Raw genomic sequence first — 23,168 nt, forward strand, 5'->3', positions numbered from 1 at the left:
ACGTGGTTAGTGGTTCCTGCGGCAGCATGGCGTTGCGCCTGCTACCCACAAACCTCGAGCGATAAACCGCAAACGACAAACGTACATGAACATTATCCCCTTCCCCGACCGGACCGACTGGCCTGCCCTGCTGGCCCGGCCGGTGCAGTCGACGCAGCAGATCGAAGCCATTGTGGCGCCTATCCTCGACCAGGTCCGGACGGGGGGCGATGCAGCACTGATCGACCTGACGCAGCGACTCGACAAACGAACCCTGACGCCCGACACGCTGGCCGTATCACAGGCCGAGCTCGACGCGGCCGAAGCCCAGCTGAGCGACGAACTGAAAAGCGCCATCCGACAGGCTTACCAGAACATCCGGCTGTTTCACGAACGCCAGAAGCAGCCGGTCGAAAAAATCGAGACCATGCCCGGTGTTACCTGCTGGCGCCGGAGCGTCGGGATCGAAAAAGTAGGGCTTTATATTCCCGGCGGTACAGCGCCCCTGTTCAGCACCGTGCTGATGCTGGGGGTGCCGGCGCAGCTGGCCGGCTGTCGTGAAGTGGTGCTCTGCACCCCCGGTGCGCACCCCGCCATTTATTTTGCCGCCAAACTGGTAGGCATCACGAAGGTGTTTCGGATTGGTGGGGCACAGGCCATTGCGGCCATGGCCTACGGCACGGAGTCGGTACCCAATGTCTACAAGATTTTCGGCCCCGGCAACCAGTACGTCACGGCGGCCAAGATGCTGGTTGCCAGGGAAGGCATGGCCATCGATATGCCCGCCGGCCCGAGCGAAGTAGCCGTGTATGCCGACGATACGGCCGTGCCCGCGTTCGTGGCCGCCGATCTGCTGTCGCAGGCCGAACACGGCCCCGACAGCCAGGTGCTGCTCGTGTCGACGAGTCGCAAGCTGGTGGAGCTGGTCAACCTGGTGCTGAGTACGCAACTGGGCAAGCTGCCGCGGGCCGCCGTAGCCGGCCAGGCCCTGACCAACAGCAAGGCCATTCTGGTCGATACGGCCGACGATGCCATCGATCTGCTGAATGCCTATGCCGCCGAGCACCTGATTCTGAGCGTGGCCGATGCGGAGCAGGTAGCCGAGCGCATCATCAATGCGGGGTCGATCTTTCTGGGCAACTACACCCCCGAATCGGCCGGCGACTATGCGTCGGGCACCAACCACACGCTGCCCACCAATGGTTTTGCACGGGCCTACAGTGGCGTGTCGCTCGATAGTTTCGTGAAGAAAATAACGGTACAGCACATTACGCCCGAAGGGCTGCAGCACGTTGGCCCGGTAGTCGAGGCCATGGCCGAAGCCGAATCGCTCGACGCCCACAAGCGGGCCGTCAGCCTGCGGCTGGCCAGCCTGGCCGAGGAGGTAGCGCCGTAAGGCTGATCAGAGCCGTTTTTGTGCGTAAAAATTGGTAGTTTGTAGATAACAACTCATTAAACGACAAACGATATGAGCCAGTTGCTAATCGAAATTGATTCACCCGAGAACGAAGCTATTCTGCTGGCTTTATTGCCAAAGCTGGACGGTCGTTTGATCGAGAAAAAAGATAACGCAATTAAAAAGTCATTCGCTCAGATCGCTGAAGAAATTGCCAGCCGTGGGGGTGTCAGCGATTCATTTGGCGACGCTTCAGAGTGGCAGCGAGAAATCAGGAGTTGGGATCGGCGCTTAGACGGACGTGAGTAATGATTCTGGATAGTAACATCCTAATCTATTCTGTCGAACCGGCTTATGCACCGGTGAGAGCCTATATTGACGCTGGCAACAAGCCGATTTACGTTTCACTGATCTCCCATCTCGAAGTACTTGGTTATCACAGGCTAAGCGAAAACCATAGAATCGAGCTATCAGCGTTACTTGCCTCGGCAACCACGCTGCCAATCACCCAGGCCGTCATCGACAAAGCCATCGAACTGCGGCAGCAGCGCCGGCGGTCGCTGGCCGATGCCATCATTGCCGCTACCGCACTGCTACACAACCTGCCCGTGCTGACTAACAATGTAGCCGACTTCGCCGACGTAACTGGCCTGCCGGTTATTCCGCTGGCCGACATCCTGAACGCATGAAACACCTCGCCGACCTGCTCCTGCTGGGCGACCCGCGGCTCTACGAAACCTGCCCGCCCGTGCTGGAATCCGAACTACCGCTGGTGGCGGGCTGGGTCGCCGATCTGCACCGGGTGATGAACGAAATTCGGCATACCTACCAGTTTGGCCGGGGCATTGCCGCGCCCCAGCTGGGTATTATGAAACGGCTCGTTTACCTCAACGTCGACCGCCCCATGGTGCTCATCAACCCCGAACTGGTGTCGGTCAGCGACGAAACCGCCGAGCTGTGGGACGACTGCATGAGTTTCCCCAATCTGCTGGTGCGGGTTCGGCGGCATTGCGGGCTCACACTCCGATACCGCGACGAACACTGGCAAACCCATACCTGGCCCGTTACTGACTGGGCGCTCTCGGAGCTGATTCAGCACGAGTGCGACCACCTCGACGGCGTCCTCTGTACCATGCGTGCCATCGACGCCCAGTCGTTTCGCTGGCGCCCCACACCAATCCCGCCGTCAAGCTAATCAACGGCGTAAGCCTTTCATTCTGCTTTTTTTCCATGTTTCAGCTCGCTTCCCTACTCCGCCCCCACATTGCCGCGCTGGTCCCTTACTCGTCGGCCCGCGATGAATATACCGGCACCGAAGGCGTCTTTCTGGATGCCAACGAAAACCCCCTGGGCTCTACCACCACTGAGGGCAATTACAACCGCTATCCCGATCCGCACCAGGCCGCCATCAAGCAGCAACTGGCGCCGATCAAAGGCGTGCGGCCCGACCAGATTTTTCTGGGCAACGGCTCCGACGAACCCATCGACCTGCTGGTACGGGCCACCTGCCGGCCCGGCGTCGACTCGCTGCTGATCATGCCCCCCACCTATGGCATGTACGAAGTGTCGGCGGCTATCAATGAGGTGGGTCTTACCAAAGTACCGCTCACGTCCGATTTCCAGATCGATACCAATGCTGTGCTGGCGGCCATTACCGATACCACCCGGCTGATTTTCACCTGCTCGCCCAACAACCCATCGGGCAACCTGCTGCAGCCCGGGGCTATCCGGCAGATTCTGGAAGCGGCCACCACCGCCCTCGTCGTTGTCGATGAAGCCTATATCGACTTTGCCGATACCCCCTCCTGGACCAGCCAGCTCGACACGTATCCCAATCTGGTGGTGCTGCAGACCTTCTCGAAGGCGTGGGGGCTGGCGGGGCTGCGGCTGGGCATGTGCTTTGCCTCGCCCGAGCTGATCGCCGTACTGAACAAGATCAAGCCCCCCTACAACATCTCGGCACCAACGCAGGCGCTGGCCCTCGATGCGCTGGCCCACGAGGCCGACAAACGCCGGATGGTCGATCAGATTATGGCGGAGCGGCAGGTGCTGGCCGAGGCACTGGCAACCCTGCCCATCGTAGAACACATCCATCCGTCCGACGCCAACTTTCTGCTCGTTCGGTTTACCGACGCCAAAGGCACGTTCGCCCATCTGATCGAGCAGCAGGTCATTGTCCGCGACCGCTCGTCCGTGAAACTCTGCGATAACTGTCTCCGCATCACGGTGGGTACCCGAACCGAGAACGAGCGGCTGCTGGCCGTACTGCGCCAGCCGGCCGGTTCGACCGATGCCGGGGCGCTGCCGCTGGGCACGGGCGACGACGCCACCCGGCCCGAACTCGTGTCGAATACCTGAACCGGCTTTACGGTCGTTGCCCCTTTAACGTACCTTTGGGCCGGTATCACCGTCTCACAGCGGTCGATACCGGCTTTTCTTGTTTATCATTCCAATTGGTTATGCGGAAACTCCTCTTTATGTCGGCCCTGCTGCTGGGCCTTGTCAGTGCGATTAGCCCGGCGCGGGCGCAGTACAACAACTGGGCGGTGGGCTTCCGGCTCGGCGAGCCTTCGGGCATCAATGTGCGGAAATATTTTGGCGACAAACACGCCTTCGACCTCAACGTAGGCACCTACGGCGGCCTCTACGGCACCCGGCGCAGCTACCGCTCAGGCGAGTATAAAAGCGTTGGGCTCTCGGTGCAGGGGCACTACCTGTGGTATGCCAACCTGACCAAGAGCGAGAGTATCCGGGGCTACTACGGCTTTGGCGGCCAGGTCAATACCCGGCGGTATTACCCCGTCCGGCTCAATGGCGAGTATGAAAATGCGCTGTCGATCGGCGGGTCGGGCATTGGCGGACTGGAGTTTTTCCCGGCCAGCAAGCCCTATTCGTTTTTCCTGGAAACCGGCCTTTACGTCGAATTGCTGCAGGCGCCCTTCTTCCTGAACCTGAACACCGGGGTTGGCCTGCGCTACAACTTTTAGTCGGCGGCTTCCGTTGTTGGGTTGGCCCCAACCGGCTCGTGTCCTCACCCGTTATGCTTAAGATTTACAGTTCATCGGCCGGTTCCGGCAAAACCTACACCCTGACCCGGGAGTACCTCCGGCTGGCGCTCGACCCCGATCAGCGGGCGGGTTATTTCGGTTCCATTCTGGCCATTACGTTTACCAATGCAGCGGCCAACGAAATGCGCAACCGGATTCTGAAAGAACTGGTGGGCATCTCCGGCGAACAATCGGCGTCTCCGCTGCTCAACGATCTGACCCGCGCCTTTTCGAAGGCCGAACCGGGCACTCCGGCGTTCGAGGCTATGCAGGTCCGGCTGCGGCAGCGAGCGGCACTGGTGTTCCGAACCATTCTGCACAACTATGCCGACTTCAGCGTGACAACCATCGACGCCTTTACGCAGCGGGTAGTCACGGCCTTTACCGATGAACTGGGCCTGCCCTATTCGTTTGACGTCGAAATGGATACCGAAGCGGTGCTCGAAGTGGCGATCGACAACCTGATCGAGAAGGCCGGCACCGACGAGATGGCCGAAATCACGACCATCCTGAGCGAGTATTACCGGCTGACGGCCGAAGATGGCAAGAGCTGGAACCAGTTGCCGGCAACGCTGAAGGAGTTCGGCAAAAACCTGACCTCCGATCAGCATTACGATGCCGTGAGTGCCGTGCAGGCCCTGTCGCCAACGGCCCTGCGCACCATCCGGAGTCAGCTCGTGAGCCACAACCGAACCATCGAAGCCGACATTGTGGGCCACGCTCAGCGGGCCTGGTCGCTGATTACCGGTGCGGGGCTCACAGAAGACGATTTCAAAGGCAAGCGCAACAGCCTGGCGGCTTACTTTAAAGCCATCGTCGAAAAAGAGCCCCACAAGGAGCCATCGGCTACGCACCGGACCCAACGCACTACGGGGGAATTATACATGGCCAAGGGCACACCCCTGTCGGTGATGGCCGCTATCGACGCCATGGCCGATGAACTGTGCGCCTGTTTCGACGCCATCGACACCATTCGGGCCACCAGCGGCCAGCAGCTGGCCCTGTTCGATGCGCTGATTCCGCACCTTCAGAAGATGGCCCTGCTGGGGCAGATGCGCGTTGAGTTCGATGACCTCCTGCGCCGGGATGGGCGCGTGCATATCTCGGAGTTCAACAAAAAAATCCTGAGCATCGTCAGCAGTGAACCCGTTCCGTTTCTGTACGAACGACTGGGTACCCGGTACAACCACATCCTGATCGACGAATTTCAGGACACCTCGCGGCTGCAGTTTGCTAACCTGCTGCCGCTGATCGAAAACTCGCTGGCGGCCGGCCATTTCAACCTGGTTGTAGGCGATGGTAAGCAGGCGATCTACCGGTTTCGCGGGGGCGATATGGATCAGATTGTGGCGCTGCACCGGCAGGATCTTGACAGCCTGAAAGAAACCCACGGGGTCGACTCCTGGACGGCCGACCGGCTCGACACGCTGCACGGGCTGATTGAGCCCGAATTACTCGATACCAACTGGCGCAGCGCCCGGCCCATCATCGAGTTCAACAACCAGTTTTTTGAGTTCACGGCCCGCGCCTTCGAACAGAAACACCCCCGCATCGCCGATGTCTTCGACGCAGCCCGGCAGTTTCACCAGAAGACCAGCGAGCGCACGCCCGAGAAGGGCCACGTGCAGATCAATTTTATCCCGAAAGAGAAAGACAGTGAGGTAGAAGATGGGGCCACCTTTACCCGGCAGATGCTCGACAAAACGCTCGAGCTCCTCAACAAAGCGCTGGCTGAAGGATACCAGTATGGCGATATCGCCATACTGTGTCGTAAAAAAGACCACGCCCGCATGTTGGCCAACGAGCTGAACCGGCTGCGGATTCCGCTGATCTCAGCCGATTCGCTGTCGCTCGAGTTTTCGGAACCGGTTAAATGGCTCATTGCCGTGATGCAGGTGCTGCAGCGTCCCGATCAGCTCCTGCTGCGCTACGAACTGCTTTACCTCTACCACCGCGTCATCCGGGGTATTTTCCCGAACGATACCCTTACCGAACAGCTCCGGGCGGTGGCCGAGGCCGGGCACGAAGCGGTATTTGACTACCTGCAGGCCGAAGGTTACCCGCTTGACCCCTACGCCCTGGGCCAACTGAACCCCTACGAACTGACCGAGCAGCTCACCGCCCAGTTCAACCTCTTCAACCAGGCCGAACACAATCCGTTTCTGTTCCGGTTTCTGGATGAAGTACTGACCTTTAACCAGAAACAAAGCGGTCACCTGAGCGATTTCCTGGTACATTGGGAGGGCGTGCGCCAGAAAATCTCGGTCGAGGGCGCGCTGGTCAACGCGGTCAGTATCCAGACCATCCACAAATCGAAAGGCCTCGAGTTTCCCGTCGTTATCATTCCGTTTGCCAACTGGTCGACCACGCCGAATGCGCAGGGCACCATGTGGGTCGATCTGGCCGGGCTCGACATTGACGCACTCACCTACCAGGCCGACACGGGCGAAGTAAGCCGGCTCGTGAGTGCCCCCGTACAACCCAGCAAATCGCTCGAGAAAGCGCCCGAGCCGGTCGGAAAGCAATATACCGAAGAAGTGGCCCGGACGTTTCTGGAAAACATGAACCTGCTCTACGTGGCCTTCACCCGCCCCACCGACCGGCTCTACATTCTGACTCAGGCACCTAAAGCAACCAAAGCGGGCGGAAAGGCCAAAGCGGGCGATGACCCGAAAAGCGGTAATGTAGCCGACTGGCTGCTGCATTTCCTGACCGAGAGCGACATGGCGCTCAGCTGTGGCAATCAGTGGCAGGAAGGCCAGACCGAATATGTACTGCACGTGTGCAGCGATGGCAACACGCACCAGAAACGGGCCGACCTGACCGGTCAGATCGTTGTCGATACGGTGATCAGCGGGAGCCGGGGCCAAAACCTGCAGCTGCGCCGGCAGGCCGACCGCGTATTCGACGTGGCCACGTTCGAGCGCACCCGCGAACGCGACCGCAAACTGGCCGCAGCGCTGAGCCTGCTGCGCGGAGCCGCCGACCTCGACCGGGCCCTGCGCCGGCTGGTGAGCGAAGGGCTGGTGCGGCAGGCCGAACAGGACGAGTTGCGGGCCAGCCTACAGGCCATTGTCGAACACCCCGACCTGCATCACTTGTTCGATCCCACCCTGCGTGTCGATACCGACCGCAGCATTCTGAGCAACAACAAACTGATGGGCGCTCCGCACCGCGTGGTGCATTTTCCCGACGGCCGGGTTGTGCTGGTTCAGTACGAATCGGTCACGGCAGCGGAAACCCAACCCGAAACCGACCCTACCGCCAGCCTCACGTACTTCACCCGACTCTACCGCGACATGGGGTTTCCGAATGTCGAGGGCCGGCTTGTGTGGCTGGCCGCCGAACCGATTGTCGTTTCGGTTGTTTAACTACCTGCGTATACTCCCTACCCTATGCGATTGCTACCTACTGCCCCCCGTTTGCTGACGGGCTTGCTGCTTACGCTTAGTTTGCAGGTGACGCCCCTCCGGGCGCAGACCCCCTACCAGCTCAATACCGGCCGCGAAGTAGGGCTACTGGGGCTGGGCGCGGCTACCGGCGTTACCTCGCTGGTACTGGAGCAGAAACTGGACCCACTTACGGTCGCCGAGGTGAATTCGCTCAACCGCGCCGATATCAACGCCTTCGATCGCCGGGCCGCCTACCAGTACAGCACGACCGCCAGTCACCTCAGCGATGCTACCCTGCTGGGCAATGTGGCCGTAACCGGTCTGCTCACGCTGGGCACGCCGGTCATGCGCCGGGAGGTCAAAACCGTGGGCGTTATGTTTCTGGAAACGCTGCTGCTGGCCAACGGCGTGCAACGCTCGGTTAAAAACCTGACCGAACGCACCCGCCCGTACGTTTACAACCCCAATGCCCCCCTCGATACGAAACTCGATCGGAGTTCGCGACAGTCCTTTTTTTCGGGCCATACTACCAACGCCTTCGCCACGGCCGTGTTTACGGGTGAAGTCTTTCGGCATTATTTTCCAGCCTCCCGGTTCAGGGGTCTCGTCTGGGGCGGCTCGCTGGGACTGGCCACGGCTACGGCCGTGCTGCGCTACGAAGCCGGCATGCACTACCCGACCGACCTGATTGCCGGCGCGGCCTTCGGTTCGCTGGTGGGCTGGGGCATTCCCAAACTCCACGAAGTAACGGGCAAAACAGCGCTGGGCCGCCGGCTCGACCTGCAACCGTGGAGCAATGGGCAGTCAAGCGGAATTTACGCGCGGATGCTGGTGTTTTCCCGTTAGTTTTGCGTCTGCTCATGACAAAGATTACCGACCATATCAAGGCCGCCAACGGCAAACCGATTTTCTCCATCGAAGTGATCCCGCCCATCAAAGGCGATACGCTGAAGAGCCTGCTCGACAACATCGAGCCCCTGATGGAGTTTAAACCCCCGTTTATCGACGTTACGTACCATCGGGAGGAGTACATCGAACGGCCGTTGCCCGATGGCACGATTCAGAAAATCGTGACCCGCAAACGGCCCGGCACCATCGGTATCTGCTCGGCTATCATGCACCGCTTCGGCGTCGACGCCGTGCCGCACGTACTGTGTGGCGGGTTCTCGCGCGATGAGACGGAAGATTTTCTGATCGATCTGAACTACATCGGTATCGACAACGTGCTGGTGCTCCGGGGCGATCCGGCCAAGCCGTTCAGCACCTTCAAAGCCAAAGACAATGGCTATTCGTATGCCAGTGAGCTGGTGGCCCAGGTAGCCGACATGAACCAGGGACGGTACCTCCATGCCGACGATACTACCTTGACAGCTAGCAACTTCTGCATCGGCGTTGCGGCCTACCCCGAGAAACATTTCGAAGCGGCCGATCACGACATCGATTTTCAGTATCTGAAACAGAAGGTCGACAAGGGCGCCGATTACATTGTCACCCAAATGTTTTTCGACAACCAGAAGTACTTCGATTTTGTCGACCGCTGCCGGCAGGCAGGCATTACGGTGCCCATTATTCCGGGGCTGAAACCCATCAGTACGCGCCGGCAACTCGAGGTTCTGCCCCGGCTGTTCCACCTCCGCATGCCCGATGAGCTGACACAGGCCGTGTCAGCCTGCGAAAATGATCAGCAGGCGCGGCAGGTGGGTATCGAGTGGAGCATTCAGCAGGCCCGCGAACTGGTTGCGGCCGGCGCCCCCGTGCTGCACTTCTATACCATGGGGAAAGCCGACAATGTGTATAAAGTAGCCAGCGCGCTCTTTTAAACCAGCTTAATCTAGTCAACTGGACTAACTTTTGTCAGGCAAAACTGCGATATTACCCTTTGTTTCTGTTTTCCCGGTATCCATGATCCGCGTTTTATCGCTTGCCATCTCCGCAGGGCTGATGACTCCTGCTCTTTTGGCGCAGCGTATGCCTTCCGACACGCTCTATCAGCAGGCTTTCCGGCCGTTCTATCATTATTCTCCCCGCGTCAACTGGATCAACGACCCCAACGGACTGGTTTATTTCGACAGTGAGTATCACCTGTTTTACCAGCACAATCCCGTCGGAACGCAGTGGGGACACATGAGCTGGGGACACGCCATCAGCCGGGATCTGGTGCACTGGCAGGAACTGCCGGTTGCCATTCCGGAAGCCCCACCGGTCATGATTTTTTCGGGCACCTGCGTGGTCGACAAAGCCAATACCAGCGGCTTTGGCCAGGAGGGTAAACCGGCCATGGTAGCGCTCTACACGGGTGCCCAGCCCACCAATCAAAGTCAGTATCTGGCCTACAGCACCGACAAGGGACGCACCTGGACCAAGTACGGCAACCGCCCGGTTATCGATCTGAACAAGAAGGACTTTCGCGACCCCAAAGTGTTCTGGCATGAGCCCACCCAACGCTGGGTAATGGTGGCCGCCCTGCCGCTCGAGCGCAAAGCCATTTTCTTTCAATCGACCAACCTCAAAACCTGGACCCGCTCGGGTGAGTTTGCCGGTGCTGAACCGGGCAAAGCCGGCGCCCCGGCCGGTGGCATCTGGGAATGTCCCGATCTGGTCGAAGTGCCGGTCGACGGAACCGTGGAGCGGAAATGGGTACTGCTGCTGTCGGTAGGCAGTGGCGCGGTAGCGGGTGGTTCGGGCATGCAGTATTACGTGGGGCAGTTCGACGGGCGAACCTTTGTGCGCGATGCCAAAACGCCGGCGGCCCGCCCCCTCGACTGGGGTAAGGATTACTACGCGGCTATCACGTTCAATAACATGCCAATCCGCGGCAACCGCGGTGCCATCAGCCTCGGCTGGATGAACAACTGGCAGTATGCCAACGAGATACCAACCCGCTCGTTTCGGGGGGCCATGACCCTGCCCCGCGAACTGCGGCTTTCCAAAAATTCCGCCACGGGGTACGACCTGCGGCAACGCCCCATTCAGGAGCTGAAAACGCTGCTCGGACCGGCCTTCCAGTGGGCTGGTTTCGACCCCGGCGCCCTTAACCAGAGCCTGCTGGCCAGCGGCTTCGACGCCGAAACCTACCAGCTGACGATCGATCTCGACGCGACGCAGAGCGACGCCGGTGTGAAGCTTTGCCAGAACAAGAACCATGAAACGGTGGTGGGCTACGACCCGGTGAAGCAGCAGGTGTACGTCGACCGGACGCGCTCGGGACAGGTCGCCTTCAAGAGTGAGTTTCCGGGGCGGTTCACGGCACCCGTGAAGCCGCAGAATGGCCGGGTGTCGCTCCAGATCTGGGTCGACCGCTCATCAGTCGAAGTTTTTGCCAACGATGGCGAAGCCACGCTGACCAATCAGATCTTCCCCGCTCCCGACAGCCGGGGCATTCAGTTTTTCGGTAATGCCCTGCGGGCCGCCAGTATCCGGCCGGTCGAAACGATCTGGAAGTAGGAAAACTAACGTTGCAGGGTTGACAGGTCAGCGAGTTAGAAAGTTGGATGGTTACGAGGTTAGTGGGTCCTGGGGTTGGGGTGTTTGGGGAGCATCTGGCGCCTGGAGGGGCCTTTTTCTCACCAGCAGGCCTAATCGGCGTACACGCTCACACGTCTCTAGGTAAACAGCCATTGGCTACCCTCAACCGCTGTGTTATAAGACGTGCGCTAATTCTTCCCTGAGCCCTACCCTTCCACCCACAAACGCCACAACTCGATAACTCTGTACTTATACAACTCGCCAACCCGACAACGCCACAACCCGCTACTCCCCCTCCCCTTCGGTTGGCTTAAATTTTCTTAAATTGGCCGTTTGCCCGGTCATAAACGTTACTTTTGTTACCTCACACGAACATCCAGCATGGCTCGTAAAAAGAAAAAAGTGGGCGCATACCCCAGCGGTATGATCCTGTTCAGCCTGACCCTGGCCCTGTTTCTGATCGGTTTTTGCGGTATGCTGGCCATCCAGTCCAAGCGGCTGGTACAGTACATCCGGGAGAACTACGAGGTTCGGGTCTTCATCGATAAAGACCTGAATGCCGATAAAGTCAGGACGTTAGCGACCGCCATTGGCAGCCGCCCCTACACGCTGCACAGTGCCGACAGCGCCCAGGTGACGTTTGTTCCCAAGGAAGAAGCTGCCCGCGAATTCATTGCCGAAACCAAAGAAGATTTTTCCAAATTTCTGGGCGAGAACCCCCTGCGCGACAGCTACCGGGTCAAGCTCAACGAAGCCTATTTCGAAGAGTCGAAGCTACAGGGGGTAAAAAAAGATCTGGAGTCGATTGACGGCGTGTTTGAAGTGGTGTATCAGGAAAATCTGGTCGACAGCATCAACCGCAACATCACCCGTATCTATGCCATCATGTCGGCCTTTGCGCTCATCATGCTGCTGATCATTGTGGTACTGATGAACAACACCATCCGGCTGGCCCTGCACTCCCAGCGGATGCTGATCCGGAGCATGCAGCTGGTAGGCGCTACCAATGGCTTCATAACACGGCCGTTTCTGGGTCGGGGTATGTGGCAGGGGCTGCTGGCCGGCGTGCTGGCCGTGGGCCTGCTGGTCGGTGGGCTGCAACTGGCCATTCAGCACATGCCCGAGCTGGCTGCCTTTCAGGACACCCAGAAACTGGTTATGCTGCTGGCCGGCATTGTGGGGCTGGGCGTACTGATCGGGTTCCTGAGCACGTTTCAGGCCGTACACCGGTACCTGGGCCTCTCGCTCGACGAACTCCACTGATTGACAAACACATCGACCGCCCCGCAGTTGATGGTTATGATAACGAACGCACGAAAACCTACGCTTGATTATGGCAAAAGATAAGCAATACCCGGCAGCCGCTCCCGTTCGGGAAGAGCCTGCCGCCCGGACCGCACCGGTAACGACCGTGCCGCCCAAGTCCTATACGGCCCGAACAACGGGGGCCGAACCGGCGGGTGCCGCCCTCCCCTTCGGTCGGCAGAACTACACCTTCATGCTGATCGGCATTGCGGCTATCCTGGCCGGCTTTTTCATCATGAGCCTCGACAAAGAGGAGTTTGGCTTCGGTTTTCTGGGCCTTACGCTGGGCCCTCTGGTTGTGATGGCGGGCTTCGTCATCGAGTTTTTCGCCATTCTGGCCAAACCCAGGGCGTAAATGGTGTACAGTTATGGGGTTGTATGGTTGGATTGTTAGCTGACGCAACGAATAGCCGTTTAGTTACTCGATTACGCTGTAACTTTGCAACCCTATAGCTGTACACCTTTTTTCAATGGACCTGATTCACGCGATTGCGCTGGCCATCATTGAGGGGCTTACCGAATTTCTGCCGGTATCCTCAACGGGGCACATGATTATTTATTCATCCCTGGCCGGTATCGCCGGTAACGAGTTCACCAAGCTTTACACAGTCGACGTTCAGTTTGGCTGCATCCTGTCGGTGCTGGTCCTGTACCACCGCCGTTTTCTGCTCGATACCCGTACCGACGATTTTCAGGCGCCCGCCTGGGTGCGGCAGTTTCCCGACCGATTTCAGCGGACGGTCGATTTCTACGCTAAAATCCTGATTGCGTTTCTGCCTGCGGCCGTGATTGGTTTTCTGCTGAATGACTTCATCGATTCGCTGCTCGAAAACGTAACGGTGGTGGCTATTTCGCTGCTGTTGGGGGGGATCGTGCTGGTATTCATCGACAAGTTCACCAATGCGCAGCCCAAAGACCACGACGTGACGGGTCCCGATGCGCTGCGTATCGGCTTTTTTCAGTGCATCGCCATGATTCCGGGCGTGTCGCGGTCGGCAGCCACCATTATCGGCGGTATGTTTCAGGGCCTCACACGCACACAGGCAGCCGAATTCTCTTTCTTTCTGGCCGTGCCGACCATGGCGGCAGCCTCGGGCTACAAACTGCTGAAAACCTACAAGCTGCTTCAACCAGCCGACTACTCGACCCTGCTGATTGGCAACGCCATCGCCTTTGTGGTTGGTTTGCTGGCCATCCGGGGTTTTGTCGGTTTCCTGACCCGCTATGGCTTCAAGGTATTTGGCTACTACCGCATCGCCCTCGGGCTGCTGCTGCTGGGTCTGCTCGCAGCCGGTGTTAAAATCGATGTGTTGTAAAGCCGGCTACGGTACTCAGTAGTTTGTTTTCAGTGGTCGGGTGTCCGCAGGGAATAACCGGCACCTGGACGCCGAAACCGTATTCCCCTCAAAAAATCCGTTCGTTTGACGCCGTTACCAACCCCCGATCCCGGTCAGGTTATCCTGATCGATAAACCCCTTACCTGGACGTCGTTCGACGTAGCCAACAAGCTGAAGTATGCCTGCAAGTTCAAGAAAATAGGGCATGCCGGCACGCTCGACCCCCTCGCCACGGGGCTGCTCATCCTGTGCACGGGCAAGATGACCAAACAGATCGATACCTTTCAGGCGCAGGAGAAAGAGTACACAGGTACGCTGGTGCTGGGTAAAACAACCCCCTCGGTCGATCTCGAAACCGGGTTCGATGCCGAATACGACACCAGCGGCATCACCCCCGAAGCCATTGCGGAAGCCGCCCGGCAACTAACCGGCGACATTCTGCAGGTGCCACCTATCTACTCCGCCATCCGGGTCAACGGCGAGCGACTCTACGAAAAGGCTCGCCGGGGCGAAACGGGCGATCAGGTCGAAGGAGGCATCAAAAGCCGACAGGTAACCGTGTCGCTCTTCGAGGTCGATGCGGGCCGGTTTCCCGAGGTTGATTTTCGCATAATATGCTCGAAGGGCACGTATATTCGCAGTCTGGTTCGCGATCTGGGGCTGCTACTCAATAACGGAGCCTACATGAGCGCGCTGCGGAGAACCCGCATCGGTGCGTTTCGGATCGAAGACGCCGATACCCTCGACCACTTCATCAGCCGACACCAGGCGGCTATCAGTCAGTAAGGCCCGGCTGCGGGCCGCTCCGGCACCGGGGCAACGTTTCTGAATGCCTATGCTTATCCATCGCGGTCTCGACGACCTCCAGCCCATTCCAAACGCCGTTGTGACGAGCGGCACCTTCGATGGGGTACACCGTGGCCACCAGACCATTCTGGCCCGCCTGACCGAAATTGCCCAGGCAACCGGCGGTCAGTCGGTATTGATCACCTACTGGCCGCATCCCCGCATGGTGCTCTCCAGCGACAGCCTCGACCTGAAGCTGCTGACGACACTCGACGAAAAAATCGAACTGCTCGAACAGGCCGGCGTCGATCACCTCGTCGTGATTCCGTTCACGCGGGCTTTCTCTGAGCTATCCTCGGCCCAGTATATCCGACAGGTGCTGATCGACCGGATTGGCACACGCAAGCTCGTAATTGGCTACGACCATCGCTTCGGCCGCGACCGCGAGGGCGGCTTCGACTACATCCAGAGCCACCAGAGCGAGTATGGCTTCGAGGTAGAAGAAATTCCGCGGCAGGATATTGAAGCCGTTGGCGTCAGCTCGTCCAAGATCCGGACCGCTCTCGAGGAGGGTAACATTGCCGTAGCCAACCGCTTTCTGGGCCGCCCCTACAGCCTGTCGGGAACGGTGGTGAAGGGACGGCAGTTGGGCCGCACGATTGGCTTTCCGACGGCCAACCTGCAGGTCGACGATCCGGTGAAGCTCATTCCGGCCAATGGCGTCTATGCCGTCGATGTGGTGTATGCCGATCAGCGGTTCAGCGGTATGCTCAACATCGGTTTCCGCCCCACCGTAGCCGGTACCCATCAGACCATCGAAACCTACATTTTTGACTTCGACCGCGACATCTACGGCGAGCACATCACCCTGAAATTCCGGGCTTTCCTGCGCCCTGAGCAAAAGTTCGATGGCCTTTCGGCGCTGGTTGGTCAGCTGAAGCAGGATGAAGCGGCTGCCCGAAAGCTGCTGGTGTAAGGGGTGAGTTTGCGGTTTTCAGTTTATGGTTTACGGTATTCCGTTTTCAGTTTTCGGCGTTTACGGCTGCCGGGCGACTCGTATTCCCTTAATGGGAGCACCTATCCAGGCCGATCCGGATGAGCGACTCAATCAACCGCCTGCTATTGACTGGGTAGCCCGAAGCGTACGTACCGCAGCCCAAAACCCAATCACTGAAAACCAGCCTACTACAGACTGTAAACCGCAAACAGAATACTGAATACTGAATACTGAATACTGTAAACTGAATACTGTAAACCGACTACTGAACATTCATGCCCTACCTTGTTCTTGACCTGGAGATGACCGGCCCGGAGCCGGACTATAACGAAATCATTCAGATTGGCGCGGTGCTCTTCGACGATCAGTGGATCGAGAAGGGACGGTACCTGACCAACGTATACCCCGAAAACGAAGACGCCTTTTCTTCGTCGGCCGAGAAAATTCATAACCTGTCGCTGGCCGACCTGCAGGATGCGCCCATGATGTACGATGTGCTGCCGGAGCTGGAAAACTGGATCTGCAAGGAACTGGGTATTCGGGTACCGCCCAACCAGCTCGACCGCACGCCCTACCTCCGCGACGTGATTATCTGCGGGCAAAGCGTCATCAACGATATCAATTTTCTGAAGGAAGCCTACCGCTACGAAAAGATGAAGTGGCCCTTCTCGCGGGTACTCATCGACCTCCACACCCTGAGCTATTTCACATTCCGGGTGCTGAAAGCCAATGGGCGCAAAGCCCCCGACCGGCTGAGCCTGACGGCCATTGCCCAGTATTTCGGCTTCGCCCGGGAAGATGGGTTTCATAACGCGCTCGAAGACGCCGACCTGACGGCCAAATGCCTGAAAGAGGTGTTCAGGCTGGCCGATGGCATGAAGCTCTAGCGCCGGGCCGGGTGCCGGCTCCCCCACCAGAAGCCCAGTAATCCCGCCAGGCCCAGCGCCACGCAGGTCAGCAACCAGATCATCACCTGCGTCCGGTTGCCGAACGACAGCGATGTGAGCAGGAGTAGCCCCCCGATGCCCTCCCACCAGCCCGGCCGGCCAAGTTGATCGGCGTCCACTACCACCGTAGTCGACCGGTTCCGGTTGGGCAGCAGCAGCGGACTCAGTTGCCGGTAACTCCAGCCCAGCAGCGCCAGATTGCCAAGCAGCATCAGGCCCGTCAGCACGGGCGTCCCGTGAAACGCCATCGACAGCGTTATCAGAAAAATGCACACGCTGATGGGCAGGTAGGCCACCGCCCCCAGGGCCGCAAACCGCTGGGTGAGCAGCAGCGCCCCCGCCAGCACCTGCCCCGCCCCCAGGCTCTGCCACCACAAGCCGGTTCGGAACAGCACCTCGAAGAATACCCCGATCGACAGGGGGTCGCCGGGTAGCAGCGTAACCGGCGTTTGGGGCATGAATCGGCCGCCGAGCGCCTTTCCCCAGCCGGCGTAGACGTAAGCCCCGCCGAGCAGGTAGCGAAGGTAAATGATGGTTAGGCAGGCCCAGGTCTGGGTGCGCAGCGAGTCGATCCAGCGAATTGATTGCATACGGGCGAAGCTAGGGTGATTTTCGGGCCGGACGGGCAACGAACGGATGGGCGGTTACACGCTGGGTGCCGGGCTTAGGCAACTTCGGCTATTTCGGACTGCGGAGCCGGGACGAGCGGACCCGAAAATGTCAGACGGGTACCCTGTCCGATCATCGTATCGACCCGGAGCTGACCGCCCAGGGCGCTGGCCCGCTGCTGCATACTGCGCAGGCCTGTGCCCCGCTCCGGCCGGGCCGGGTCGTACATGAACCCCCGCCCGTCGTCGCTGACCGACAGGCAAAACACATCCGATTCGATCCAGAGACGTACCGTTACGCTGTCGGCCTGGGCATGGCGCAGGGCGTTGTGCATCATCTCCTTAGCCATCAGCAGCAAATCGCGTCGCCCCTCGGCGGGGAGCAGCCAGGGCAGCGCGTCGTCGGGCAGGAGCAGGTAAAGCTGGGTAGCCTGATGGGCAAACAGGGCCTCGGCGGTTTCGCGCAGCCGGAAACAGAAACTCTCCAGCGACGTTTCGACCGAGCGCAAACTCCAGACAATTTCGCGCATGGCCGTGATGATGTGGCGGGCCGTTGTGGCTATTGTATTGAGGGTCTGGTAAGCCTCGTCGGGCTGCCGTTCGACCTGCCGGGCCGCCACCTGACTCAGAATGCTGATCGTGCTCAGATCGGACCCCACATCGTCGTGCAGATCGCGGGCAATATCATCGCGAATGCGCTCCAGCCGCTGCTGCTTCTGTTCATTTTCGCGTAGCTGCTCGATCAGCTGGGCCTGGTAAACTATTTTTTCGCGTTCGATTAGCTGGTTACGCAGTGCCATGCCCAGCGTAAAACACAGCACCTCGCCCACCACCCCAATCTGCATGAAGCTAATGGGAAAGGTGAAGGGGTTGCCGGCTTCGCGCGTAAACAGCGACGGGGCGAAATTGATGACCAGGGCCACCAGACAGCCCGCTACAAACAGCGTGGAACCGGCGATGAAGTAGTTGACTACCGGCTGCCGCAGCCGAATGATGCGCGGCACCACGACCAGCGCCGTCAGGGCAACACCAAATCGGTTCATGGTGTACACGGAGCTGCGAACCATGTCGGCGGTATGACCCAGCCACAGCGCCGTATCGATCAGTATACCCGCCCCCAGGATTGCCACCATCCCTTTGAGTACCCCATACGTAAACGCATCCTGCCGGGGAATGTCGATGAGCAGAATGGCAAACCGGATATACAGAATAAAGGCGATGGCCTCCAGGTTCGACGCGTAAAAATTTACGCCCGGCAGGTAGTCGGCCCGTTTGTATTCTTCGTCGTCGATGCGGAACACCACGATCATGGTACCGATGTACAGGGCATACTGCCAGTAGATAGCCCGCCGTTGCTGACAGAAACTCAGCAGCGCATACAGCGCCATCATGGCGAGCATGCCATCGAGAAACAGGCGGACTGTCGCGTAGGCCGAAAAAGGGGTCATAGGCAGCGGGCCGGTAACCGGTATTGACCAGTGGGCTTCTGACAAAGCTACACGTTCGTTTGGGTTTACCGCATGCTCATTCCTTTTTTCGTTTTACACTAACTCATTAACAATTAACAGGTTAACCTATGTTCAGGCCACGCATTACGGTTTCCCTGTCGAGCGCTACTACCTCACCGGGCTGCATGCCCTCGGCGGTCAGGGATCCGATGGCCCACCGCACCAGCCGGAGTGTGGGAAACCCGACAGCAGCCGTCATGCGCCGGACCTGCCGGTTTTTTCCTTCGTGAAGCGCGATGGCCAGCCACGATGTCGGGATGCTGGCGCGGTAGCGGATGGGCGGTACGCGCGGGGGCAGGGCCGGCTCGGGCAGAGGGCGGGCGCTGGCCGGCAGGGTGTGATAGGGCTTTCCGTCGACCGAGATAGTTACCCCCGCCGACAACTGCGCACAGGCCTCGTCGGTCAGTGTCCCTTCGACCTGCACGTAGTAGGTGCGGTTGTGCCGAAACCGGGGATTCAGCAGGCGGTGATTCAATTGCTTGTCGCTCGTCAGCAACAGCAGCCCCTCGCTGTCGGCATCGAGCCGCCCCACCGGGTACACGTCCGGCGGAAACCGGAACGCCAGATCGGCCAGGGTAGCCTTGTCGCCCTCGCGGCTAAACTGCGAGAGCATGTTCATGGGCTTGTAGAGGAGGTAATACATAACCATTGAGTGAATGAGAGATTGAGCCCTTGAGCGAATCGTCTGTTGTTTAGTCGCGGCAACAGCGTTTATACACCCGGGGTCGTTGCATAACGTGCTTTATATCCGCCACGCAATCACTCAACCACCGACTCGCTCAACGCCAGCCAGACCGGGCAGTGGTCGGCGTGGACGGCGTCGGGTAGCATGCGGCAGTCGAGCAGGCGGGGGCGCAGGGTCTCGCTGATGGAGGCATAGTCGATGCGCCAGCCTTTATTGCTGCTGCGGGCACCCGCCCGGTAACTCCACCAGCTGTAGGCTACCTCGTCGGGATGCCGGTCGCGAAAACTGTCGACCATGCCCGAGCCAAACCACTGGTCCATCCAGGCCCGCTCCTCAGGCAGGAAGCCCGTGGTGTTTTTGTTGCGGACGGGGTCGTGAATATCGAGGGGCGTGTGGGCAATGTTGTAGTCGCCGACGACGATCAGGTTTGGCCGGGTTTGCCGCAGGGTCTGCACATAGTCGTAGAAATCGGCCAGAAACGCCATTTTCACCTGTTGCCGGGCCGCGCCCGTGGTACCCGACGGGAAATAACAGTTCAGGACGGTCAGGTCGCCGAAGTCGGTGCGCAGGATACGCCCTTCGCAGTCGTACACGGCCAGGCCGCAACCCATCACCACCTGCGTAGGCGCGATTCTGGAGAATGTGGCCACGCCGGAATAGCCTTTCTTTTCGGCAGCATGCCAGTGGTACTGGTAGCCCAGGTCGAGCAGGGGCTGCAGATCGACCACGTCGTGCGTCGCTTTCACTTCCTGAAAGCAGAGAATATCGAACGAATGCCGGGCGAGCCAGTCGGTCAGGCCATTGCGCAGGGCCGCCCGGATACCGTTTATGTTGTAGGAGATCAGTTCCATCGGGATGAGCGCCAACCAAAACCAGTGGTCGGCGGGGGCGCAAGTTACCAAAGGCGGGCCAGAGACCCAGCGTACCCGGTCTTCGGTGCGCACGGGTTTTTTAGCGCCCGTAATGCAACGGGGGCGACTATTATGTACTTTGCCGCGTCAATTTCGGCTGCGCCACCCACGCCAACAGCCGGCTTCTTCCTCTATTTACTAAACTGTATGGCCAATACCGGTACCCGTTTTCTGTCGCTGGATGTGTTCAGAGGCATCACCGTCTGTTTCATGATTATTGTCAACACGCCGGGCAGTGGCTCCCGGTCGTTTGGCCCGCTCAACCACGCCAGCTGGCACGGCTTTACCCCTACCGACCTGGTATTTCCGTCGTTTCTGTTCGTCGTGGGCAATGCCATGAGTTTTGCCATGCAGAAATACCACGCCCTCGGCACCGGCGCCGTGCTGACCAAGGTGGCGAAGCGAACGGCCCTGATTTTTTTGCTGGGTTACCTGATGTACTGGTTCCCGTTTTTTCGGCTCAGTCCCTCGGGCGATCTACTGCCTTTCCCGATCAGTGAAACCCGCATCTGGGGCGTTTTGCAGCGCATTGCCGTTTGCTACGGCCTGGCGTCGCTGCTGGTTTATTTCGGCACCTTCCGGCAGGTGGTCATCGTCAGTGTGCTGGCGCTGGTCGGCTATTGGCTGCTGCTGCTGACGTTCGGCGACGCGGCCGACCCGCTCGCCCCTACCGGCAACGCGGTGCTGCGACTCGACCGGTTCATGCTGGGCGACGACCACCTCTACCACAGCAACGGTCTTATTTTCGACCCCGAAGGTTTATTGAGTACCCTGCCGGCCCTGGTCAACGTTGTTGTGGGCTATTACGCAGGGGTTTTCGTACAGCAGCGTGGCAAGGGCTACGAGGCCATTGCCAAACTACTGCTGACGGGCGTTACGTTTATTTTCCTGGCGCTGTGCTGGGATCAGGTTTTCCCAATCAACAAAAAGCTCTGGACGAGCCCGTTTGTCCTGCTGACCACTGGTCTCGATCTCTGCATTATGGCCACGCTTATCTACGTGGTTGAAGTGCGCGCGTGGACGGCGGGCAACTGGACCCGTTTCTTCGTCATTCCGGGCAAAAATCCCTTGTTTATCTACCTGCTCTCCGAGCTACTGGCCATTACGCTCTACATGATTCCGGCGGACGGGGGTGTCAGCCTGTTCGACTACATCAACAACCTGATCTTTCAGCCGCTGGCCCCGGGCCCTGTCGGCTCGCTGCTGTTTGCGCTGAGCTTCATGCTCCTCTGCTGGGCCGCCGGCTGGTGGCTCGACCGGCGTCGGATCTACATTCGGGTATAAGTGGGGGATGGGAGTTGTTAAGAAGTTATAGAGTTATAGAGTTGGAGAGTTGTATGGCTAGCCGGTTGGCTAGTTATCGAGCTACTGCGTGTAGCGATGTGTGAAAACAAGGTCGGCGCTCACGGGAATTAATTGTTCGTTGCCAGACACCATCCCTGCAACTTGCCAACGCTCTAACCACCAACTCGATAACCCTATAACTTTACAACCCTATAACTCTCCAACTCCCCCCTCACACCAGTGCGTCGGCTTCGGCGGGGACGGTTTTTTTATCGGTAAAGAGCAGCAGGAACAGCACCAGCACCACGGCCGCAATGCCGGCCGGCACGAGCCATACGCTCAGCCAGTCTTTGGTGCCATCGGGGCGGGTGTAGTAGTCGAGCACCATACCCGAAATTTTGGAGCCAATGCCCATCCCGATACCGTAGGTGGCCAGTGAGATCAGCCCTTGCGCCGACGATTTGATCTTGTCGCCGGCTTTATTGTCGGTATAGATCTGCCCGGTTACGAAGAAGAAGTCGTAACACACCCCGTGCAGAATAATGGCGATGTAGAGCATCCATTCGCCCGAACCCCCGTCGCCATAGCCGAAGCAGATGAAGCGGATGATCCAGGCTACCAGCCCCACGATCAGCATCTTTTTCACGCCCAGGCGGGTGTAGGCCAGCGGAATCAGCAACATAAAAATCACCTCCGACGCCTGCCCCAGCGACATCTTGTTTTCGACATTGAGCATACCCGAGTCGGTCAGCGACGGGTTGGCCATGGCGTAGTAGAACGAGAGCGGAATGCAGATCAGCACCGACGACAGAAAGAAAATAGCGAACGAGCGATCCTTAAACAGCCGGAACGCATCGAGCCCCAGAATCTGGCTCACCGAAGTCGACCCCGTGGCTTTGGGTGGGGTGTCGGGCAGGAAAAACGCAAAGACACCCAGCACCGCGGCCGAATACATCGACAGTTTGAAGATGGTTACCTTGTCGCCGAAGCCGTAGAAGCCCACAATATTGGTCACGATAATCCAGGCTACCGTACCCAGTACCCGAATGGCGGGAAACTCTTTTTCGGGCACCTGCATCTGTTGCATGGCAATCGACGAGGTGAGCGCCAGCGTGGGGGCAAACGTAAGGCAGTACACCAGAATCAGGCCGAAGAAATGGTCGGGGTTTGTGTTTTGGGTAATGAAATACAGTACAACGGCGCCCAGCAGATTCAGCACTCCCAGCACCTTCTGCGCCGAGAAGTACCGGTCGGCAATCATGCCCATAAAAAAGGGCGAAATCAGCATCGCCAGCGAGAAAGCAGCGTAGGCATTGCCCACCTGATCGCCGGTCGCTTTCAGATCGGTCAGCAGGTATTTACTCATCTGTCCGTACCAGGCCCCCCAGACAAAAAACTGGAGAAACATCATGACCGACAGCTTAACGCGGGTTGTTGAGGACATTGTGACGAAAAAGGTAATTGGTTTAGCCGTTGAAGGTAGCCAAGCCCACCCAGCCCTGCAAGCAACGCCCCGGCTAA

At 58.9% G+C, this 23,168-nt stretch carries 22 protein-coding genes; 17 read left to right on the forward strand and 5 right to left on the reverse strand.

The window, feature by feature from the left end; genetic code table 11:
* Positions 1-85 precede the first annotated feature (85 nt).
* The 16 genes from hisD to ACYVAC_RS08805 all read left to right on the forward strand — a co-directional run bounded on the left by hisD (position 86) and on the right by ACYVAC_RS08805 (position 16,591).
* Positions 86-1,375, forward strand: a complete 1,290-nt coding sequence (gene hisD / locus ACYVAC_RS08730; RefSeq protein WP_461097234.1) for a histidinol dehydrogenase — start codon at positions 86-88, stop codon at positions 1,373-1,375.
* A 72-nt stretch (positions 1,376-1,447) separates the two neighbouring features.
* Positions 1,448-1,684 carry a hypothetical protein gene (locus tag ACYVAC_RS08735; protein ID WP_461097235.1) on the forward strand — a complete coding sequence of 79 codons (237 nt, stop codon included), beginning with the start codon at positions 1,448-1,450 and terminating at the stop codon, positions 1,682-1,684.
* The gene (locus tag ACYVAC_RS08740; RefSeq protein WP_461097236.1) at positions 1,684-2,064 is read left to right on the forward strand and encodes a type II toxin-antitoxin system VapC family toxin; all 381 of its coding nucleotides are present in this window, start codon (positions 1,684-1,686) and stop codon (positions 2,062-2,064) included. Before ACYVAC_RS08735 ends, ACYVAC_RS08740 begins: the two co-directional genes overlap by 1 nt.
* Entirely contained in the window at positions 2,061-2,570 is a 510-nt protein-coding gene (locus ACYVAC_RS08745) for a peptide deformylase (protein WP_461097237.1), read from the forward strand. The genes ACYVAC_RS08740 and ACYVAC_RS08745 overlap by 4 nt, the downstream gene beginning before the upstream one ends.
* Positions 2,571-2,605: 35 nt before the next feature.
* On the forward strand, positions 2,606-3,733 hold the full coding sequence (hisC, locus tag ACYVAC_RS08750) for a histidinol-phosphate transaminase (protein ID WP_461097238.1): 1,128 nt from the start codon (positions 2,606-2,608) through the stop codon (positions 3,731-3,733).
* A 101-nt stretch (positions 3,734-3,834) separates the two neighbouring features.
* Positions 3,835-4,362 (forward strand): hypothetical protein, encoded by a 528-nt coding sequence (locus ACYVAC_RS08755; protein WP_461097239.1) that lies wholly within the window; start codon positions 3,835-3,837, stop codon positions 4,360-4,362.
* Between the two features lie 53 nt (positions 4,363-4,415).
* Positions 4,416-7,793 carry a UvrD-helicase domain-containing protein gene (locus ACYVAC_RS08760; protein WP_461097240.1) on the forward strand — a complete coding sequence of 1,126 codons (3,378 nt, stop codon included), beginning with the start codon at positions 4,416-4,418 and terminating at the stop codon, positions 7,791-7,793.
* Positions 7,794-7,817: 24 nt separating this feature from the next.
* Positions 7,818-8,660 carry a phosphatase PAP2 family protein gene (locus tag ACYVAC_RS08765; RefSeq protein ID WP_461097241.1) on the forward strand — a complete coding sequence of 281 codons (843 nt, stop codon included), beginning with the start codon at positions 7,818-7,820 and terminating at the stop codon, positions 8,658-8,660.
* 14 nt (positions 8,661-8,674) lie between these two features.
* Positions 8,675-9,634 carry a methylenetetrahydrofolate reductase [NAD(P)H] gene (gene metF / locus ACYVAC_RS08770; RefSeq protein ID WP_461097242.1) on the forward strand — a complete coding sequence of 320 codons (960 nt, stop codon included), beginning with the start codon at positions 8,675-8,677 and terminating at the stop codon, positions 9,632-9,634.
* 82 nt (positions 9,635-9,716) lie between these two features.
* Positions 9,717-11,258: a glycoside hydrolase family 32 protein gene (locus ACYVAC_RS08775; RefSeq protein ID WP_461097243.1), complete on the forward strand. Its 1,542-nt coding sequence runs from the start codon at positions 9,717-9,719 to the stop codon at positions 11,256-11,258.
* A 402-nt stretch (positions 11,259-11,660) separates the two neighbouring features.
* Positions 11,661-12,542 (forward strand): cell division protein FtsX, encoded by an 882-nt coding sequence (locus tag ACYVAC_RS08780; protein WP_461097244.1) that lies wholly within the window; start codon positions 11,661-11,663, stop codon positions 12,540-12,542.
* Positions 12,543-12,612: 70 nt separating this feature from the next.
* On the forward strand, positions 12,613-12,939 hold the full coding sequence (locus tag ACYVAC_RS08785) for a DUF3098 domain-containing protein (protein WP_461097245.1): 327 nt from the start codon (positions 12,613-12,615) through the stop codon (positions 12,937-12,939).
* A gap of 115 nt (positions 12,940-13,054) precedes the next feature.
* A complete protein-coding gene (locus ACYVAC_RS08790) occupies positions 13,055-13,900 on the forward strand; it encodes an undecaprenyl-diphosphate phosphatase (protein WP_461097247.1) in 846 nt (281 codons plus the stop codon).
* A 105-nt stretch (positions 13,901-14,005) separates the two neighbouring features.
* The gene (gene truB / locus ACYVAC_RS08795; protein ID WP_461097248.1) at positions 14,006-14,707 is read left to right on the forward strand and encodes a tRNA pseudouridine(55) synthase TruB; all 702 of its coding nucleotides are present in this window, start codon (positions 14,006-14,008) and stop codon (positions 14,705-14,707) included.
* Positions 14,708-14,756: 49 nt separating this feature from the next.
* The gene (locus tag ACYVAC_RS08800; RefSeq protein WP_461097250.1) at positions 14,757-15,683 is read left to right on the forward strand and encodes a bifunctional riboflavin kinase/FAD synthetase; all 927 of its coding nucleotides are present in this window, start codon (positions 14,757-14,759) and stop codon (positions 15,681-15,683) included.
* Positions 15,684-15,979: 296 nt separating this feature from the next.
* Positions 15,980-16,591: a 3'-5' exonuclease gene (locus tag ACYVAC_RS08805; protein ID WP_461097252.1), complete on the forward strand. Its 612-nt coding sequence runs from the start codon at positions 15,980-15,982 to the stop codon at positions 16,589-16,591.
* Here the strand turns inward: ACYVAC_RS08805 and ACYVAC_RS08810 are convergent.
* The 4 genes from ACYVAC_RS08810 to ACYVAC_RS08825 form a co-directional block, all read right to left on the reverse strand.
* Positions 16,588-17,241 (reverse strand): hypothetical protein, encoded by a 654-nt coding sequence (locus tag ACYVAC_RS08810; protein WP_461097253.1) that lies wholly within the window; start codon positions 17,239-17,241, stop codon positions 16,588-16,590. The two genes, ACYVAC_RS08805 and ACYVAC_RS08810, sit on opposite strands and share 4 nt — an antisense overlap.
* A gap of 74 nt (positions 17,242-17,315) precedes the next feature.
* Entirely contained in the window at positions 17,316-18,707 is a 1,392-nt protein-coding gene (locus ACYVAC_RS08815) for a sensor histidine kinase (protein WP_461097254.1), read from the reverse strand.
* 121 nt (positions 18,708-18,828) lie between these two features.
* Positions 18,829-19,410 carry a pseudouridine synthase gene (locus tag ACYVAC_RS08820; protein WP_461097255.1) on the reverse strand — a complete coding sequence of 194 codons (582 nt, stop codon included), beginning with the start codon at positions 19,408-19,410 and terminating at the stop codon, positions 18,829-18,831.
* A gap of 116 nt (positions 19,411-19,526) precedes the next feature.
* Complete coding sequence (locus ACYVAC_RS08825; RefSeq protein ID WP_461097256.1) at positions 19,527-20,303, reverse strand: exodeoxyribonuclease III; 777 nt, start codon at positions 20,301-20,303, stop codon at positions 19,527-19,529.
* Positions 20,304-20,510: 207 nt separating this feature from the next.
* On the opposite strand from ACYVAC_RS08825, the gene ACYVAC_RS08830 reads away from it, so the two are divergent.
* Positions 20,511-21,647 (forward strand): acyltransferase family protein, encoded by a 1,137-nt coding sequence (locus ACYVAC_RS08830; RefSeq protein ID WP_461097257.1) that lies wholly within the window; start codon positions 20,511-20,513, stop codon positions 21,645-21,647.
* Positions 21,648-21,879: 232 nt separating this feature from the next.
* On the opposite strand, the gene ACYVAC_RS08835 is transcribed toward ACYVAC_RS08830, so the two are convergent.
* The gene (locus tag ACYVAC_RS08835) at positions 21,880-23,091 is read right to left on the reverse strand and encodes a nucleoside permease (protein WP_461097258.1); all 1,212 of its coding nucleotides are present in this window, start codon (positions 23,089-23,091) and stop codon (positions 21,880-21,882) included.
* Positions 23,092-23,168 lie beyond the last annotated feature (77 nt).

It is taken from the genome of Spirosoma luteolum (genome assembly GCF_054778875.1).